General features: G+C 66.4%; 12 protein-coding genes and 1 pseudogene. 8 read left to right on the top strand and 5 right to left on the bottom strand.

The window, feature by feature from the left end:
- Window positions 1-26 precede the first annotated feature (26 nt).
- Window positions 27-875 (bottom strand): carboxylating nicotinate-nucleotide diphosphorylase, encoded by an 849-nt coding sequence (gene nadC, locus IP89_RS08175; RefSeq protein ID WP_043308883.1) that lies wholly within the window; start codon window positions 873-875, stop codon window positions 27-29.
- A gap of 302 nt (window positions 876-1,177) precedes the next feature.
- Between nadC and IP89_RS08170 the strand changes: the two genes are divergently transcribed.
- The 3 genes from IP89_RS08170 to ampE all read left to right on the top strand — a co-directional run bounded on the left by IP89_RS08170 (window position 1,178) and on the right by ampE (window position 4,970).
- Window positions 1,178-3,499, top strand: coding sequence for a DUF1631 domain-containing protein (locus IP89_RS08170; RefSeq protein WP_043308882.1), 2,322 nt, complete (start codon window positions 1,178-1,180; stop codon window positions 3,497-3,499).
- Window positions 3,500-3,591: 92 nt separating this feature from the next.
- Window positions 3,592-4,155, top strand: coding sequence for a 1,6-anhydro-N-acetylmuramyl-L-alanine amidase AmpD (gene ampD / locus IP89_RS08165; RefSeq protein WP_043308881.1), 564 nt, complete (start codon window positions 3,592-3,594; stop codon window positions 4,153-4,155).
- Window positions 4,152-4,970, top strand: coding sequence for a regulatory signaling modulator protein AmpE (gene ampE, locus IP89_RS08160; protein ID WP_043308880.1), 819 nt, complete (start codon window positions 4,152-4,154; stop codon window positions 4,968-4,970). The genes ampD and ampE overlap by 4 nt, the downstream gene beginning before the upstream one ends.
- A gap of 1 nt (window position 4,971) precedes the next feature.
- Here the strand turns inward: ampE and IP89_RS08155 are convergent, their stop codons facing one another.
- Entirely contained in the window at window positions 4,972-5,862 is an 891-nt protein-coding gene (locus IP89_RS08155; RefSeq protein ID WP_043308879.1) for an ROK family protein, read from the bottom strand.
- A 215-nt stretch (window positions 5,863-6,077) separates the two neighbouring features.
- On the opposite strand from IP89_RS08155, the pseudogene IP89_RS23885 reads away from it, so the two are divergent.
- Together IP89_RS23885 and IP89_RS23880 are read left to right on the top strand one after the other, a co-directional pair.
- Window positions 6,078-7,220: pseudogene (locus IP89_RS23885) on the top strand (HAMP domain-containing protein); the annotation flags it as partial.
- 141 nt (window positions 7,221-7,361) lie between these two features.
- Complete coding sequence (locus IP89_RS23880; protein ID WP_371261940.1) at window positions 7,362-8,075, top strand: methyl-accepting chemotaxis protein; 714 nt, start codon at window positions 7,362-7,364, stop codon at window positions 8,073-8,075.
- Window positions 8,076-8,134: 59 nt separating this feature from the next.
- Here IP89_RS23880 and IP89_RS08145 read toward each other — a convergent pair whose 3' ends face one another.
- Entirely contained in the window at window positions 8,135-8,917 is a 783-nt protein-coding gene (locus IP89_RS08145) for a TatD family hydrolase (protein ID WP_043309047.1), read from the bottom strand.
- Window positions 8,918-9,056: 139 nt separating this feature from the next.
- Here IP89_RS08145 and IP89_RS08140 point away from each other — a divergent pair, with 139 nt between their 5' ends.
- On the top strand, window positions 9,057-11,102 hold the full coding sequence (locus IP89_RS08140; RefSeq protein ID WP_043308877.1) for an AsmA family protein: 2,046 nt from the start codon (window positions 9,057-9,059) through the stop codon (window positions 11,100-11,102).
- On the opposite strand, the gene IP89_RS08135 is transcribed toward IP89_RS08140, so the two are convergent.
- Together IP89_RS08135 and IP89_RS08130 are read right to left on the bottom strand one after the other, a co-directional pair.
- On the bottom strand, window positions 11,099-11,773 hold the full coding sequence (locus IP89_RS08135; protein WP_043308876.1) for a response regulator: 675 nt from the start codon (window positions 11,771-11,773) through the stop codon (window positions 11,099-11,101). The genes IP89_RS08140 and IP89_RS08135 overlap by 4 nt on opposite strands.
- The gene (locus tag IP89_RS08130) at window positions 11,748-15,191 is read right to left on the bottom strand and encodes an ATP-binding protein (protein ID WP_371261937.1); all 3,444 of its coding nucleotides are present in this window, start codon (window positions 15,189-15,191) and stop codon (window positions 11,748-11,750) included. Before IP89_RS08130 ends, IP89_RS08135 begins: the two co-directional genes overlap by 26 nt.
- Before the next feature lie 232 nt (window positions 15,192-15,423).
- Between IP89_RS08130 and urtA the strand changes: the two genes are divergently transcribed.
- Window positions 15,424-16,659, top strand: coding sequence for an urea ABC transporter substrate-binding protein (urtA, locus tag IP89_RS08125; RefSeq protein WP_043308874.1), 1,236 nt, complete (start codon window positions 15,424-15,426; stop codon window positions 16,657-16,659).
- 69 nt (window positions 16,660-16,728) lie between these two features.
- The gene (gene urtB / locus IP89_RS08120) at window positions 16,729-17,646 is read left to right on the top strand and encodes an urea ABC transporter permease subunit UrtB (RefSeq protein ID WP_043308873.1); all 918 of its coding nucleotides are present in this window, start codon (window positions 16,729-16,731) and stop codon (window positions 17,644-17,646) included.
- Window positions 17,647-17,652 lie beyond the last annotated feature (6 nt).

Below are 17,652 nucleotides of genomic sequence, written 5' to 3'. Positions count from 1 at the left end.
CTTTTGTTTTTCTGGCGTTTGTCTGATTACAGGCTCAGTCGCATCGACAAGTCGATGGCCTTGACGTCCTTGGTCAGGCTGCCGATGGAGATGTAGTCGACGCCGGTTTCGGCGATGGTGCGCAGGGTGCTTTCGTTGATACCGCCGGAGGCTTCCAGTTTGGCGCGGCCGGCGGTGAGGGAAACGGCGGTGCGCATGTCGTCCAGGCTCAGTTCGTCGAGCATGACGATGTCGGCGCCGGCAGCCAGGGCTTGCTGCAGTTCCTCCAGGCTTTCCACTTCGATTTCCACCGGCTTGCCGGGGGCTATGCCATGGGCGGTGGTGATGGCCTGGGCGATGCCGCCGCAGGCGGCGATGTGGTTTTCCTTGATCAGGAAGGCGTCGTACAGGCCGATGCGGTGGTTGTGACAGCCGCCCTGGGTGACTGCGTACTTCTGCGCCAGGCGCAGGCCGGGCAGGGTCTTGCGGGTATCGAGCAGTTTCACCGAGGTGTCTGCCACCAGGTCGGCGAAGTGGCGGCAGCGGGTGGCGACGGCGGACAGGGTCTGCAGGAAGTTCAGGGCACTGCGTTCGCCGCTGAGCAGCGCGCGGGCTGGGCCTTCCAGATGGAAGAGTGGCTGGTTGGGTTGTACGCGCTCACCGTCAGCGACCTGCCAGTGGACTGCCACGCGAGGATCGAGCTGACGGAACACAGTGTCTACCCACGCTGTCCCACAGATCACTGCGGCTTCGCGGGTGATGGCGGTGGCGTTGGCCAGGCGTTCGGTGGGGATCAGCTGCGCAGTGATGTCGCCGCTACCGATGTCCTCGCGAAGGGCAGTGCGTACATTGGCTTCGATTTCGGCGCCGAGATTGGCGAGGATCAGGTTGGGCATCGGGGCCTCCTACAGGCAGGTGGCGCGATTATAGGGATAGCCGACGTTTGGTGCAGTGCCTCGCGGGGCTTTCTGCTAGACCACTAAGCGAAGGTGGTCGCCCTATGACGACCGTTCGTACCTTCGATCTCTGCGCTCTGTGATCTGGGTCATGTATGCGACAGGGGGTATTTGGTCATGCTTCGCATCCCCCTATACTCAGGTCTACCGTGATTTTTGACGCCATCTCCTTGGCGCTACGGATGACGCCCAGCTGATCGTATGCAGCCTGTTCTGATCAAGCAGTCTGCGGGAGACTCATAATGAAGACCGACGCGAAAGTGGTGCACCTGAACAAGGTCGCCCCCGAGCAATCGCCAACTTCGCCGGCAGGAAGGCTTCCCGTGGCCCTTACCCAGGTGCGCGACAAGGCTGCCCAGCAGCTCAAGCTGGCCCTCCAGGGGCTGTTCGATAATGCGGACGACACCCTGTTCGAGATGGCCGATCGCGCGTCCAGCAACGCCGAGCAGAACGCCTTCTTCGAGGCAATGCGCGACCTGCGTCTGAAGCGCAAGAGCATCGAGCGCGGCTTCCTGCAGAAAGTCTTCGAGAGTTTCTCCACCCTCAACCAATACGAAATCGGCAGCCCGGCACCGCAGCTGGGTACCGTTTCCTTCGAGAGCCTGTCGCTGGTCCAGGACGATGTGCTCGAAGAGTCGGTAGCACTCGATGCTATGGTTTCCCGCGTGGTGAACCGTGATGGCGTCGCTCTCGGTCACCTCACCACCCGTCTCAACGCGATGATCAGCAAGAAGCTCGAGGACAAGAGCAATCCGCTCGGTCCGCGCGTGCTCTGCGAGCAGTTCATGTCGGCCTGCGAAGGGCTGGGCGTGGAGATCCGCGTCAAGCTGATCATCCTCAAGCTGTTCGAGAAGTACGTGCTGGGCGATCTGGACCAGCTGTATGCCAACGCCAACCAGCAACTGGTCGAGGCCGGTGTGCTGCCAGAGCTGAAGTCGGCGCCGCCGGTGCGTCGTCAGCCAGGACGTTCTCAAACTTCCGCGCGCGGCGGCCGTGAAGACTCTGCTGGGGCTCCAGCAGCTGCCGGCTACGCCGATGAAAACGTGCAGGAGGTCTTCGGCGCTCTGCAGGAGCTGCTGTCTCAGGTCCGTGGCAGCTCGGCGATGCCACGCCGCGAGGTTCCGGTCGACGCGGTGCCGATCTCTAGCAACGATCTGATGCGCCTGCTCTCGCACATGCAGCAGCATTTCCCGGTGGCGAGCCAGCAGGTTAGTGACGACTACGATCTGCGCAATCAGCTGGAAGGCCTGCTGGCGCGCGCCAGTGCCAAGAGTGGCAAGTCCCGCGTGGTGGGTGAAGTCGACGAGGATGTGATCAACCTGGTCGCCATGCTCTTCGAGTTCATCCTCGACGACCGCACCCTGCCGGATTCGCTCAAGGCCCTGATCGGCCGCCTGCAGATCCCCATGCTCAAGGTCGCGGTGCTGGACAAGACCTTCTTCAGTCGCGGTAGCCACCCGGCGCGCCGCCTGCTCAACGAGATCGCCACCGCGGCGCTCGGCTGGAGCGCCCAGGGCGACGAGCAGCGCGACGCCCTGTATCAGCGTATCGAGCAGGTGGTGCAACGCCTGCTCAACGATTTCACCGACGATCCGGCGATCTTCTCCGATGTGTTGGCTGAATTCCTCGCCTTCACCGGAGACGAGAAGCGCCGCAGCGAGCTGCTCGAACAGCGCACCCGCGACGCCGAAGAAGGTCGCGCCAAGGCCGAGCTGGCCCGCCAGCAGGTCGAGCAGGCGCTGAATTCGCGGCTGCTCGGCAAGACCCTGCCCGAAGTGGTCGTGCGCCTGCTGCAGGAAGGTTGGAGTAAGGTGCTGCAGCTGACCAGCCTCAAGCATGGCGCCGAGTCTGCCGAGTGGGATGCCGCGCTGGCGGTGATGGACGATCTGGTGTGGAGCGTCGAGCTGCACGAGTCGCCAGAAGATCGTCTGCGCCTGCTGGAACTGGTGCCGAGCCTGCTCAAGTCGCTGCGTGATGGCCTGACCAGCGCGGCGATCGATCCGTTCATCACCAGCGAGTTCTTCAGCAAGCTGGAGGCAGTACACGTCCAGGCCTTCCAGCGCTTCAAACGCGAAGTCACCGAGCCGGTCGAGGAGCAGCCTACCGAGTTTCTCGCCGAGTCCGCGTCGGAGTTCGGCGAAGTGGCGCTGCTGGAGCTGCCGCCGCAGGAGATTGAGGCCGAGGTCGACGCTCCGGCGATGGTCGAGGTGGTCGAGGAGATCGTCCTGCTCGCCCCCGGCGAGAGCCGCCAGCAGGAGCCCGAGGCCAGCCTGCCGGACGACGACGAGGCGCTGCAGCATGTGGACAGCCTGCGTGTCGGCAGCTGGGTGGAGATTCAGGAGGATGAGGAGCACAAGCTGCGCGGCAAGCTGGCGGCCATCATCAAGCCGACTGGCAAGTACATCTTCGTCAACCGCACCGGCATGAAGGTGATGGAGAAGACCCGTATGGGCCTGGCCGTGGAGTTCCGCCGTGGCGCCATCCGCCTGCTCGACGATGCGCTGCTGTTCGACCGCGCGCTGGAATCGGTGATCGGCAACCTGCGCAGACTCAAGGGCGCCTGAGCCCAGCGCATCATGAAAACGCCCGGCCTTGCGCCGGGCGTTTTCGTTCCTGCACTTCTGCTAGAGTGGCGCCAGTCTTCAAGGAGCCTGCAATGCAGCTGGACCCTGCCAGCGGCTGGTGTGATGGAGCCCGTCACTGCCCTTCGCCGAACTTCAACGAGCGCCCGCAAGGGGAGGTTTCCCTGCTGGTGATCCACAACATCAGCCTGCCGCCGGGGCAGTTCGCCACCGGCAAGGTGCAGCAGTTCTTCCAGAACTGCCTGCCGATCGATGAGCATCCCTATTTCGCCGGCATCGCTCATCTGACGGTGTCCGCGCATTTCCTGATCGAGCGTGATGGCGGCGTCACCCAGTTCGTTTCCTGCAACCAGCGCGCCTGGCATGCCGGCGTGTCGAATTTCGCCGGGCGCGAGAACTGCAACGACTTCTCCGTCGGCATCGAGCTGGAGGGCACCGACGAGCTGCCGTTCAGCGATGCCCAGTACCAGGCCCTGGTGGGCCTCACCCGCGAGTTGCTGCGCGCCTATCCTCAGATGAGCGTCGAGCGCATCTGTGGCCACAGCGACATCGCCCCGGGGCGCAAGACCGACCCGGGCCCCTGTTTCGACTGGGCGCGCCTGCGCGCTGCCCTGCAAGGCGAGGAGAGCAAACGATGAATTTCCTGGTTCTGCTGCTGGTGCTCTGGGTGGAGAAGTTCTCCTCCGGGCGCCAACGCATTCAGCAGGATGGTCCCTGGCTGCAGTGGCTGGCCAGTAACGAGGGCGGCTCGCCCTGGCGGGCGCTGGCGCTCGCCGTGTTGCTGCCGGTGGCCCTGCTCGGTGTGGCGCTGTTGATTCTGCAGCCGCTGGCCTATGGCTGGCTGGCGCTGCCGGTGCATCTGCTGGTGCTGGTCTACAGCCTGGGGCGCGGCGATGTGCTGGCGGCGCTCGGGCCGTTCCGTGACGCCTGGCGCCGTGGTGATGACCAGGCCGCCCTGCATGTGGCCGAGCGCGATCTCGGTGTCGCTGCCGACGGCGAGGCAGAGCTGCTCGAGCGCGTGCAGGACTATGAGCTGTGGCAGGCCTACCAGGGCTTCTTCGCAGTGATCTTCTGGTACGCCCTGCTCGGGCCGCTGCCGGCCCTGGCCTATCGCCTGCTGGCGCTGAGCGCCGAGCACGGTCAGCCCGCAGTGGCCGAGCGCGCGGCGCAGCTGCGGCATGCTTTCGACTGGCTGCCGGTGCGGGTGCTGGCAGCCAGCTTCGCCCTGGTTGGCAACTTCGCCGCCGTCAGCCGCGCGGTGCTGCATGACCTGCTGGCCTGGGACCTGCCCGCCGCCCGCTTGGTCGCCAATGCCGGGCGTGCCGCCAGCGAGCTGGCCGAGCCGCAGCCGGGCGAGTCCGGGGCCAACAGCCTGGACGAGCTGTGGCAGCTGCTGATCCGCTCCGCGGTGCTCTGGTATGCCGCCTTCGCCGTGTGGATTCTGCTGCTCTAGTTCAGTCGGCCGGCCACAACCAGGCGGCGCCACGTACACCGCTGGAGTCGCCATAGCGGGCCTGCACCAGACGCGTGTTGACCCGATCCGAGAACACATGGCGGACCAGCAGTGGCGGCACCCGCTCGTACAGCGCGGGAATGTTCGACAGGCCGCCGCCCAGCACTATCACCTCCGGGTCGATCACGTTGATCACCGAGGCCAGCGCCCGGGCCAGCTGCTCGCAATAGGTGTTCAGCGCCTCGTCGGCGGCCGGCTCGCCCTGGCGCGCCGCATCGGCCAGTGCGGCCGCGCTCAGGCCCAGATCGCTGCGCGCCGCCCAGCCGGGGCCGCTGAGGAAGGTCTCGATGCAGTCGTTCAGGCCGCAGTAGCAGCGCCGTGCCGGGCCGTCTGCCTCGGTTCGCCAGGGCAGGGCGTTGTGCCCCCATTCGCCGACGATGGCGTTGGGCCCGCCGAGCAGGCGGCCGTGGATGACGATGCCGCCGCCGACGCCGGTACCGAGGATCCCCCCGAACACGCTGGCCGCCCCGGCACCCGCCCCATCGCAGGCTTCCGACAGGGTGAAGCAGTCGGCGTCGTTGGCCAGGCGCACCGGACGCTGCAGCAGGCGCTCGAGGTCGCCCTGCAGGTCCTGACCGATCAGGTAGGTGGAGTTGGCGTTCTTGATTCGCCCGTGGTCCGGCGAGCGCGTGCCGGGAATGCCCACGCCCAGACTACCTTGGGCGCCCAGTTCGGCTTCGGCTTCCCGGACCAGGCGCACCATGTTGTGCAGGCTGGCCTGGTAGTCGTGCTGTGGTGTGGGCAGGCGCCGCCGTAACCGCTCGTCGGAACCTTCGAGCGCGATGATTTCGGTCTTTGTCCCACCCAGATCAATACCGAGGCGAAGTGACATGCGCATTCTTAACCTTAAGTTACACAGGGCTGGGCCGATATCCGGTATACAGGCTGTGGGGGATCCTGGCCTGGCAAATGGCCATTCCCACGAGTAATCAGAAAACAAACGACACCTTGCCGTTCAATCGACCAGCCTGCTCCCGGCTGGCATAAAACAATAATGGCAACAGGAGACGTCTAGTGAATAGCGTGTTGTACCCTGCCATCGCATTGATGAACCGAATGAGCTTCGGTATGAAGTTCAGCCTGATCAGTGTGCTGTTCTTCCTTCCCATGCTGGTCACCAACTACTTCCTGGTGCGCGAGTCCTACGACGCCTTCGTCGATACCCGCACCGAGCTGCAGAGCCTGGAATTGCTCAAGAGCAGCCAGAAGATGCGTCAGGAACTGGAGCGCCTGAACGATCTTTACGAGATCAATGCTGTGCTCGGCCAGTCCGGTGAATCGGACAAGCTGGCCGCCATGATCGCGCCGCTGGAGAAGAGCATCGGTGACATCCTCGGCAGCCTGCAGTCGCCCAGCGACGATGCGCAGAAGATCGAGGAATTCAACGCCCAGCGCGATGCCGTCAAGTCCGCCATGGACGCGGTGGCGGCCGAGTCGTCCCTGCGTAGCAAGGCGGGCCTGGTGGTCAAGGCGCTGGATAACGCCGAGGTGTTCATCAAGTTCGTCGCCAGCCAGTCGGGCCTGAGCCAGGACAGCGACACCACCGTGCGCCAGCTGACCGAGCTGCTGACCTCCGTCACTCCGCCGATCACCAAGACCCTGAGCAAGGGCCGCGCCCTGGGCTCCTACTCGCTGGGTCAGGGCATCCTCGGTTCCGCCGACAGCACCAAGCTCGACGAGCTGCTGGCCGACCTGGAGAAGCGCCACGCCGAGTACGGCTTCAAGATCCAGAGCTCGCTGGAAGACAGCCCGCGCGCCAAGAGCGAGCTGGGCAGCCTGGCCGAGGCCAGCCGCGCCACGCTGACCGAGATCAGCACCGTGCTGGAAGAGCAGCTGCTCATGGCCGACAGCCTGGACGCGCCCTGGCAGGGCTATTTCGACCAGCTGAGCACGGCCATCGACAAGACCTACCAGTTCAACGACGCCATTCTCGGCTTCCTCGACCAGGACCTCAGCCAGCGCCTGGGCGAGAAGCGCACGCAGATGGTGTTGCTGGTGGTCGCCCTGGTCGGCCTGTTCCTCGCCATCGGCTATCTCTACGGCGGCTTCTACGTCTCCACCCGCACCACCCTTAAGGGCTTTGGCAAGACCCTCGGTCAGGTGGCCGGTGGCGACATGACCGTGCGCGTCAACGTGCGCAGCCAGGACGAGCTGGGCGAGCTGGGTGAAGTGTTCAACGGCACCGTGGCGAAGATTCGCGACCTGATCGAGCTGGTTGGCCAGACCGTGAAGGAAGTGGAGCGCCAGGCCGATCGTGTCGAACTGGTCTCCGGCGAAAGCAGCCAGGCGGTGACCGCCCAGCGCGGCCAGATCGAACAGGTGGCCACGGCAATGAACCAGATGTCCGCTACCGCCCAGGAGGTGGCGCGCAGCGCCGCCGCCGCCGTGGGTAGCGCGCAGAGCGTGAATGACGAGACGGTCAGCGGCCGCGCCATGGTCGAGTCGCAGGTCGGCAGCATCCAGCGCCTGGCCAGCGAGATCGACCAGTCGGTGGGTGTGATCAACCAGCTGGCTGCCGACAGCGCCTCGATCAGCCAGGTGCTGGACGTGATCAAGGGCATCGCCGGGCAGACCAACCTGCTGGCGCTCAACGCGGCCATCGAGGCGGCACGTGCCGGTGAGCAGGGCCGCGGCTTCGCCGTGGTGGCCGACGAGGTGCGCAACCTGGCCAAGCGTACCCACCAGTCCACCGAGGAGATCGAGCAGATGATCGGTCGCCTGCAGAACGGTGTGGGCGCCACGGTGACCGCGATGAACGGCAGTCACCAGATGGTCGAGAGCACTGTCAGCCAGTCGGCTCAGGTGCAGCTGGCGCTGGAGAACATCCTCGGCGCGGTCGGCATGATCGTCGACCAGAACCAGCAGATCGCCGCCGCCGCCGAGCAGCAGACCGCCGTGGCCCACGATATCGACATGAACATCGTCGAGATCAACCAGGCCGGCGAGCGTACTGCCGAAGGTGCGGTGCAGACCGAGCAGGCCAGCCGCCAGCTGTCCGACCAGGTCGCGCGTCTGAAGGAGCTGATCAGCGCCTTCCGCGTCTGATCCTCAGCCTGCAAGCAGCGAGGCCCGCCAATTGGCGGGCCTCGTCGTTTCTGGCGGCTTCACAGCTGCCAGCCGAACAGCTCGGCGGCGTTGCGGCTGCTGGCGCTGGCCAACTCCTCGGGCGTCACACCGCACAGCTCCGCCAGCGCCGCGCAGATGGCCGGCAGGTGCTCCGGGCTGTTGCGCAGGCCCGGGTACATGGCTGGCGCCATGTCGGGGGCGTCGGTCTCCAGCACTATGGCTTCCAGCGGTAGGCGCGGGATCACCTTGCGCAGGCGCAACGCCTGCGGCCAGGTCGGCGCGCCGCCCAGGCCCAGCTTGAAGCCCAGGCGGATGTACTCGCGGGCTTCCTCGTAGCTGCCGGCGAAGGCGTGGATCACCCCGCCGCGTGGCGGCTTGAGGCGCTTGAGCGTGGCGATGGTGGCGGCATGGGCGCGGCGCACGTGGAGCAGCACCGGCAGCTCGAATTCGGCGGCCAGCTGCAGTTGCGCTTCGAACAGCGCTTGCTGCTGCTCGCGGTCCAGCGTCTCCACGTAGTAGTCCAGGCCGAACTCGCCCACCGCACAGAGTTTTGGATGGCCCGCCAGGCGCTGCAGCCAGTCGCGCAGCTCGCCCAGGTGCTCGGGGCTATGCTGCTCGAGATACACCGGGTGCAGGCCGAAGGCGGCGTACAGGCCAGCCTCCTGCTGGCACAGCTGCCACAGGCGCTGCCAGTTGTCGCGGTACACGCCGAGCACCACCAGCCGCTCCACGCCCAGGTCGCGGCTGCGGGCGAGCAGCTCGCCGCGGTCGGCGTCGAAGTCGGGAAAATCCAGGTGGGTGTGGGTGTCGATCAGTTGCATGGCGGCGTCCGCGTCGGGGCAGTCAGCATCGGGCATTTCATTCGAGTGCGCCAGTTGGGGAGCATTCCCGCGTTTCGTCAGTCGAAACAACCAATGAAGTAGATGCACACCGGAGGTAAGGGTGCGGTTACGCAAGTGGTTGAGTGGGGCGTTCGCCGTGTCGCTGCTGGTGGTGGCGGGGTTGTGGCTGTTTCTCGTGTTGTTCGACTGGAACCTGCTGCGGCCGACCATCAACGAGAAGGTCTCGGCGGCGCTGAACCGGCCGTTCGCCATCGAGGGCAACCTCAGCGTGGTGTGGCAGCGCGAGCCGGAGGAGGGTGGCTGGCGCGCCTGGCTGCCGTGGCCGCACTTCGCCGCCGAACAGCTGGTGCTGGGCAATCCGGAGTGGGCCGAGGGCGACACCTTCGTCAGCCTCGACCGCGTGCGCTTCCGCTTGGCGCCGCTGCCGCTGTTGTGGAAGACCGTGAGCATCCCGCGCATCGAACTCGGAGCGCCGTTCGCCAACCTGCAGCGCCTGGCCGATGGCCGTGCCAACTGGACCTTCGACCTCGGCAGCCAGCAGCCCGACCAAGCTGCGGAGCCCAGCCCCTGGACCCTGGATATCGGCACCATCGGTTTCGACCAGGGCGTGGTCAGCCTCGACGACCAGGTGTCCAAGACCCGCATCGAGGCGCAGATCGACCCGCTCGGCGCGCCCATTCCCTTTGCCCAGATCGTCGGCGAGAACGCCGCCCAGCGCCTGGCCGAGGAACACGCGGCGGCCCAGGACTACGCCTTCGCCTGGCGTGCCAAGGGGCGCTTCCAGGGCCAGGCGGTGAGTGGCAGTGGCAAGGTCGGCGGCCTGCTGGCGTTGCACAGCGCCAACCTGCCGTTCCCGCTGCAGGCCGATGTGCGCATCGGCGCCACGCGCATTCGCGTCGCCGGCAGCCTTACCGATCCGCAGCGCCTGGGCGCCCTCGACCTGCGTCTGCGCCTGGCTGGCGCCAGCCTCAGCCAGCTCTACCCGCTGACCGGGGTGACCCTGCCGGACACGCCGCCCTATGCCACCGATGGCCGCCTGCAGGCCGACCTGCGCGATGCCGGCGGCGCCAGCTTCCGCTATCAGGACTTCAATGGCCGCATCGGCGACAGCGACATCCACGGCGACCTCACCTTCGTCGCCCGCCAGCCGCGGCCCAAGTTGTCCGGCCAGCTCACCTCCAACCAGCTGCTGTTCGCCGACCTGGCGCCGCTGATCGGCGCCGACTCCAATGCCGAGAAGCAGGAGCGCGGCGCGGCCGCCAGCCAGCCGGCGAACAAGGTGCTGCCGGTGGAGCAGTTCCGCACCGAGCGCTGGCGCAGCATGGACGCCGACGTGCGCTTCACCGGCAAGCGCATCGTTCACTCCGACCAGCTGCCGATCAACGATATGGACACCCACGTGGTGCTCAACGACGGCCAGCTCAGCCTGGAGCCGCTGCGTTTCGGCGTGGCCGGCGGCAGCCTGGATGCACAGATCCGCCTCAACGGCGCCGTCGCTCCGATGCAGGGCCAGGTACGCCTGAGTGCGCGCGAGCTGAAGCTGAAGCAGCTGTTCCCCACCTTCGCGCCGATGCAGACCAGCCTCGGCGCGCTGAATGGCGACGCCAAGCTCAGCGGCACCGGCAACTCGGTGGCGGCCCTGCTCGGCACCGCCAATGGCGAGTTGAAGATGCTGATCAACGATGGCGCGGTGAGCCGTGGCCTGCTGGAGATCGCCGGGCTCAACGTCGGCAACTATCTGGTCGGCAAGCTGTTCGGCGACGACGAGGTGACCATCAACTGCGCGGCTGCCGACCTCGGCATCAAGCAGGGCCTGATGAGCACGCGGCTGTTCGTGGTCGATACCGAGAACTCGGTGATCCGCGTCGACGGCAGCGCCAACTTCGCCAGTGAGCGCCTGGACTTCGACGTGACCCCGGCGAGCAAGGGCCTGCGCATCTTCTCCCTGCGCTCGCCGCTCTATGTGCGCGGCACCTTCAAAGAGCCGAATGCCGGGGTGCAGGCCACGCCGCTGGCGCTGCGCGGCGTCGGCCTGGTGGCGCTGGGCGTGGCGGTAGCGCCGGTGGCCGGTCTGCTGGCGCTGGTAGCGCCCAGTGGTGGCGACGAGCCCAGCCAGTGCGCGCCGTTGCTGCGGCAGATGCAAAAGAGTGGTGGCAAGGGCTAACGCGCCACGCTGGCGGAGATCGCCACCGCCGCGGCGGCGGTGCGGGTTTCCACGCCGAGCTTCACGTAGACGTGCTCCAGGTGCTTGTTCACCGTGCGTGGCGACAGGCCGAGGATGTCGCCGATGTCGCGGTTGGTCTTGCCGCAGGCCACCCAGCGCAGCACCTCAACTTCGCGTTCGGTGAGCTGGAAGCGCGCCGAGAGGGTCTCGAAGGTCGGCTCGTTGCTCAGGGTCAGGTCCACCGGCTGCGCGGCGGCGCGTGCCGACTGCAAGGTGCGCGCGGTGCGCAGGTGGGCGGCGACCCGCGCCAGCACCTCGTCGGTGTGGATCGGCTTGGTCACGTAGTCGCTGCCGCCGGCGGCGAAGCCTTCCACTACGTGCTCGCTGTCGGTCAGCGCGGTCATGAACAGCACCGGGATGTCGGCGCTGTCCGGTTCGGCCTTGATCCGCCGGCAGGTCTCGAAGCCATCGAGGCCGGGCATCATCGCGTCGAGCAGGATCAGGTCGGGGCGCCGACGCTGGATGCGGTTCAGCGCGCTCTGGCCGTCCAGCGCCACCAGCACCATGTAGCCCTGGGCGTCGAGGGCGTCGGAGAGCAGGGCGAGGTTGTCCGGCGTGTCGTCGACGATCAGCACGGTGCCGCGCTCAGCAAGCTGCGTGGCTGCATTCATGTTCGGCCTCCTTGAGTTGGCGGTTGAGTTCATCCAGGCGGAAGCCCTTGGCCAGGGCCCGCAGGCGTTTGGTGAAGGGCGCGCAGGCCGGGGTCTGGCGTTCGATGGTGTCCAGCTTGTCCTGGATGCCGCGCATGTAGCCGAGCGCTGCCAGCTCGCGCAGCTCGGCCAGTTCGCTGGCGCTGGGCAGTGTCTCGACCTGTGGCTGCGGCGCTTCCGGCTCGGCGACGCGGTGCAGCCACTGCAGGTCGAGCTGCTGCTGGATGCGTTCGAGCAGCGCCGGGGTGTGCACCGGCTTGGCCAGGTAGTCGTTGCAGTAGGCGGCGATGCTGCGTTCGCGGTCGTCGGCGAAGGCATTCGCCGAGATGACGATGATCGGCGCCTGGCACAGGGCATTGCGGCGGATCAGGCGGCTGGTCTCGAAGCCGTCCATTTGCGGCATCGACAGGTCCATGAGGATCAGGTCGGGGCTGAGCAGCGCGGCCTGGCGAATTGCCTCCTGGCCGCTGGCCGCCTGCTCGACGCGAAAGCCCAGCGGTTCCAACATGCCGGCCAGCACGCGGCGGTGTTCCAGGTGGTCGTCCACCACCAGCACCAGACGGCGCGGGCCCTGGTAGCCGATGATGTCGTGCGCCACATGCACCACCGCCTGCGGCGCGCGCACCTCGGAGAGGAACAGGCGCACCTGGAAGCGCGTGCCCTTGCCCGGCTCACTGTGCACCGACAGCTCGCCGCCCATCAGCGCGGTGAGCATGCGGGTGATGGTCAGGCCGAGGCCGACGCCGTTGTCCTGGCGCATCAGGTCGCCGCGCTCGAAGGGCTGGAAGATGCGCTCGATCTGTTGCGGGTCGATGCCGATGCCGGTGTCGACGATTTCGAAGCAGGCGGTCTCGCGCAGGTAGCTGACGCGCAGGCGCACCTCGCCCTGCTCGGTGAAGCGCACGGCGTTGCCGAGCAGGTTGATCAGGATCTGCCGCACGCGCTTCTCGTCGCCGCGCACCACCGCGGGAATCCGTCCGGCCGTCTCCAGGCGGAAAGCCAGGCCCTTCTCGGCGGCCTGCGGGGCGAACATGCGTTCGAGCTGGCCGACGAACTCGGGCAGGGCGATCTCCGAGAGTTCCAGGTGCAGCTTGCCGGCCTCGATCTTGGCTACGTCGAGCAGGCCGTCGATCAGCGACAACAGATGCGAGCCGCTGCGGTAGATGGTCGCCAGGGCGTCGTGGTGGCGCTCGGGCATGGCCGCGTCGCGCTGCAGGATCTGCGTGTAACCGAGGATGCTGTTGAGCGGCGTGCGCAGCTCGTGGGACAGGCCGGTGACGTAGCGGCTCTTCGCCGCGTTGGCGTTCTCGGCCAGCACCTTGGCCTTCTGCAGCGCCTCGTCGGTCTTGCCGTGGGCCTCGATCTCCTGCATCAGCAGCAGGGTCTGGCGGTCCGACTCCTGCTGCGCCACCTGACGGCTCTCGCGGGTCAGGACGATCCACCAGGCGAGCATGCCGGCGAACAGCGAGAGAGTGAGGAAGGCCTTGAGGAAGGCCTGGTACAGCGTCTGCTGCACCTCCGGTGAGTGCGGCACCAGGCCGTGGGAGACCTGGCTGTAGATCAGCGCCAGGGCGCCGAACAGCATCAGCACCAGCAGAGCGAGGAAGCCCAGGTACTGCGCCAGGCGGCTGTGCAGGCGCGGGATGCTGGCCCAGGGCAGCAGCCAGTGCAGCAGCGCGTCGACCTGCCGGCTGAGCCGCGCGTGTGGCTTGCAGGCGTCGCCGCAGCGCGCGTCCAGCGAGCAGCACAGCGAGCAGATCGGCGTGCTGTAGGCCGGGCAGAAGGCCATGTCCTCGCTCTCGAAGGCGTTGTTGCACAGGCCGCAATTGCGTGCGTGGCTGGCGTTTGGCGGATGGATCAGCGCCGCCGTGCTGGTCCGGGCGATGTAGAAGCGCCCGCCGGTGAGCCAGGCCAGCAGCGGCGCGCAGATGAACGCGGAGAACAGCGCCACCAGCGGCGAGGCGGCCTGGGCCAGGGCGCCGAACAGGCCGAAGTGAGCGAGCACCGAGAGCAGCGAGGCGAACAGCATGGCGCCGACGCCGACCGGGTTGATGTCGTACAGGTGCGCGCGCTTGAACTCGATGTAGCGCGGCGACAGGCCCAGCGGCTTGTTGATCACCAGGTCGGCGACCAGCGCGCCGATCCAGGCGATGGCGATGTTGGCGTAGAGGCCGAGCACCTCCTCGATCGCCTCGAACACGCCCAGCTCCATCAGCATCAGGGCGATGGCCACGTTGAACACCAGCCACACCACGCGGCCCGGATGGCTGTGGGTGACGCGGGCAAAGAAGTTGGACCAGGCCAGCGAGCCGGCGTAGGCGTTGGTCAGGTTGATCTTCACCTGGCTGACGATGACGAACAGCACCATGGCGCCGAGCGCCCACTGTGGCGAGGCGAACACGTAGTGGAAGGCCACCAGGTACATCTGCGTCGGCTCGGCGGCGCGCTCGATGGGGATCTCGTGCTGCAGGGCGAGGAAGGCGAGGAAGGCGCCGGCGAGCATCTTCAGCGCGCCTGGGATGATCCAGCCGGGCCCGGCCATGAGCAGTGCGGCCCACCAGCGCTTGCGGTTCTGCGCGGTCTTTTCCGGCAGGAAGCGCAGGTAGTCGACCTGCTCGCCGATCTGCGTGACCAGGGCCAGGGCCACGGTGCAGGCAGCGCCAAAGTGCAGCAGGTTGAAGTTGCCGGCCTCACCCTCGCGCCCGGCGAAGCTGGTCCAGTCGCCAATCGCCTCGGGGTTCTTGGCGATGACGAAGATGTAGGGCAGGAACAGCAGCACCAGCCACACCGGCTGGGTCCAGGTCTGCAGGCGGTTGATCAGGGTGATGCCGTAGGCCACCAGGGGAATGATGATCACCGAACAGATCACGTAGGCCAGCGCCAGCGGGATGTCGAAGTACAGCTCCAGGGCCAGGGCCATGATCGCCGCCTCGAGGGCGAAGAACAGGAAGGTGAAGCTGGCGTAGATCAGCGAGGTGATGGTCGAGCCGATGTAGCCGAAGCCGGCACCGCGAGTCAGCAGGTCCATGTCCACGCCGTAGCGCGCCGCGTAGTAGCTGATCGGCAGGCCGGTGAGGAAGATCACCAGGCTCACCGCGAGGATCGCCCACAGGGTGTTGGTGAAGCCGTAGGACAGCGCCAGGGCGCCGCCGATGGCTTCCAGGGCGAGGAACGACACGGCGCCGAGGGCGGTGTTGGCGATGCGCAGCTCCGACCATTTGCGGAACGCCCGCGGAGTGAAACGCAGGGCGTAGTCCTCCATGGTCTCGTCGGCGACCCAGCTGTTGTAGTCGCGGCGGATCTTGACGATGCGCTGGGTTCCGGTGGGTTGCACGCCATTGCTCCTGGTGGTGCCGTTTGCTCTGCGAATTTGCAACATCCATGCCCCCAGCTGCGGGCCGCGTGCGTGCGCGCCCGGGCTTCTGTCTGGCTTCCTGCTCGGGCTCGAGAGTGCACCAGGCTGGTGCCTGGCGCTGTACGTCAGATGACGTATGCGCTTACGTCATGCTGCGTATACCCCGGCGGGGAGGGCGCCCGCATTCTTGCGGCGAACCCGGAGCAGACCTGCGCAGACAGGCCGGCAACGACCCAACCGCACGAGGAGCACGACGATGGATGCACAACCGACCCGACTTCTACCCCGCCGGCTGGCGCTGGGCGCCGCCGCGCTCTCGCTGCTGGCCGCCAGCGTATTCAGCCAGGGCGTCATGGCCGATAGCGCCAACACCACCGGCCTGGCCGTGACCGACACCGAAGTGACCGTCGGCCAGCTGCACTCGGCCACCGGCACCATGGCCATCTCGGAAACCGGTTCGATCCAGGCCGAGCGCCTGGCCATCGAGCAGATCAACGCCTCCGGCGGCATCCTCGGTCGGCAGATCAAGGTGATCCAGGAAGACGGCGCCTCCGACTGGCCGACCTTCGCCGAGAAGGCCAAGAAGCTGCTGGTGGGCGACAAGGTCGCCGCCGTGTTCGGCTGCTGGACCTCGGCCTCGCGCAAGGCTGTGCTGCCGGTGTTCGAGAAGGAAAACGGCCTGCTCTACTACCCGACCTTCTACGAGGGCCTGGAGCAGTCGAAGAACGTCATCTACACCGGCCAGGAAGCGACCCAGCAGATCCTCGCCGGCCTCGACTGGATCGCCAAGGAGAAGGGCGCCAAGACCTTCTACCTGATCGGCTCCGACTACATCTGGCCGCGTACCTCGATGAAGATCGCGCGCAAGCACATCGAGAACGTGCTCGGTGGCAAGGTGGTGGGCGAGGAGTACTACCCGCTGGGCAACACCCAGTTCGGCTCGCTGATCAACAAGGTCAAGCTGAAGAAGCCTGACGTGGTGTTCACTGCCGTGGTTGGTGGTTCCAACGTGGCCTTCTACAAGCAGATGAAAGCCGCCGGCGTCACCGCCGCCAAGCAGAACGTGCTGACCCTGTCGGTCACCGAGGACGAACTGCTCGGCATCGGCGGCGAGAACATGGAAGGCTTCTACGCCTCCATGAAGTACTTCCAGAGCCTGGACAACCCGAACAACGCCGCCTTCGTCGAGGCCTTCAAGGCCAAGTACGGCAAGGACGCGGTCATCGGTGACGTGACCCAGGCCGCCTACCTCGGCCCGTGGCTGTGGAAGGCCGCGGTCGAGAAAGCCGGCAGCTTCGACGTCGACAAGGTCGCCGCCGCCTCGCCAGGCATCGAGCTGAACAGCGCTCCGGAAAGCTACGTGAAGGTCCACGACAACCATCACCTGTGGAGCAAGACCCGCATCGGCCAAGTGCAGAAAGACGGTCAGTTCAAGGTGGTCTACGAGTCTGGCCTGATCGAGCCGAACCCCTTCCCGAAAGGCTACCAGTAAGCCAACCGAACCCCTCTCCCGCCTAGCGGGGGAGGGGCTCTCGCATTCTTCCTCCAGGAGACCATCAACATGGAATGGCTATCGGAATTTGGTGCCATCGCGGCCATGCAGGGCTTCAACGGCTTGTCCGTGTTCTGCGTCCTGCTGCTGATGGCTCTGGGGCTGGCGATCATCTTCGGCCAGATGGGCGTGATCAACATGGCCCACGGCGAGTTCCTCACCATCGGCGCCTACACCACCTTCGTGGTGTCCTCGCTGACCGAACAGTACGCCCCGGCCTTCGGGCCCTATTACTTCTTCTTCGCCATCGCCTTGTCTTTCGTCATCGCCGGTGCCATCGGCTGGCTGGTGGAATGGGCGATGATCAGCAAGCTGTACCAGCGTCCGCTGGATACCCTGCTGGCCACCTGGGGTCTGTCCCTGGTGATGCAGCAGGCGTTCCGCTCGATCTTCGGTGCGCGCGAGGTCAGCGCCACCCTGCCGGAGTGGCTGATGGGTTCGTGGAACCCCACCGAGGCCATCGACATCCCGCGTAACGGCCTGTTCGTCATGGGCCTGACCATTCTCCTCACCGCCACCATCTTCCTCATGCTGTACCGCTCGCGCTGGGGCCTGCAGGTGCGCGCCACCATGCAGAACCGGGTGATGAGCCGTGCGGTGGGCATCAACACCAAGCGCGTCGACCGCATGACCTTCGCCCTCGGCTGCGGCGTGGCCGGTGTGGCTGGTGCGGCCTTCACCACCATCGGCTCCACCGGCCCGACTGCCGGTTCGCTGTATATCGTCGACACCTTCCTGGTGGTGGTCTTCGGTGGCGCGGCCAGCCTGTTCGGCACCATCGCCTCGGCGTTCTCCATCGCCCAGGCCCAGTCGATCATGGAGTTCTTCATGAGCGGCTCGATGGCCAAGGTGCTGACCCTGTCGGCGGTGATCCTGATTCTGATGATGCGCCCGCAGGGCCTGTTCTCCATCAAGGTTCGTAAGTAAGGAGCC

Source organism: Pseudomonas sp. ML96, assembly GCF_000761545.1.
GTDB lineage: Bacteria > Pseudomonadota > Gammaproteobacteria > Pseudomonadales > Pseudomonadaceae > Aquipseudomonas.
The sequence above is the reverse complement of the archived record's forward strand: the minus strand, read 5'-3'. Positions and strand labels throughout refer to the sequence as shown.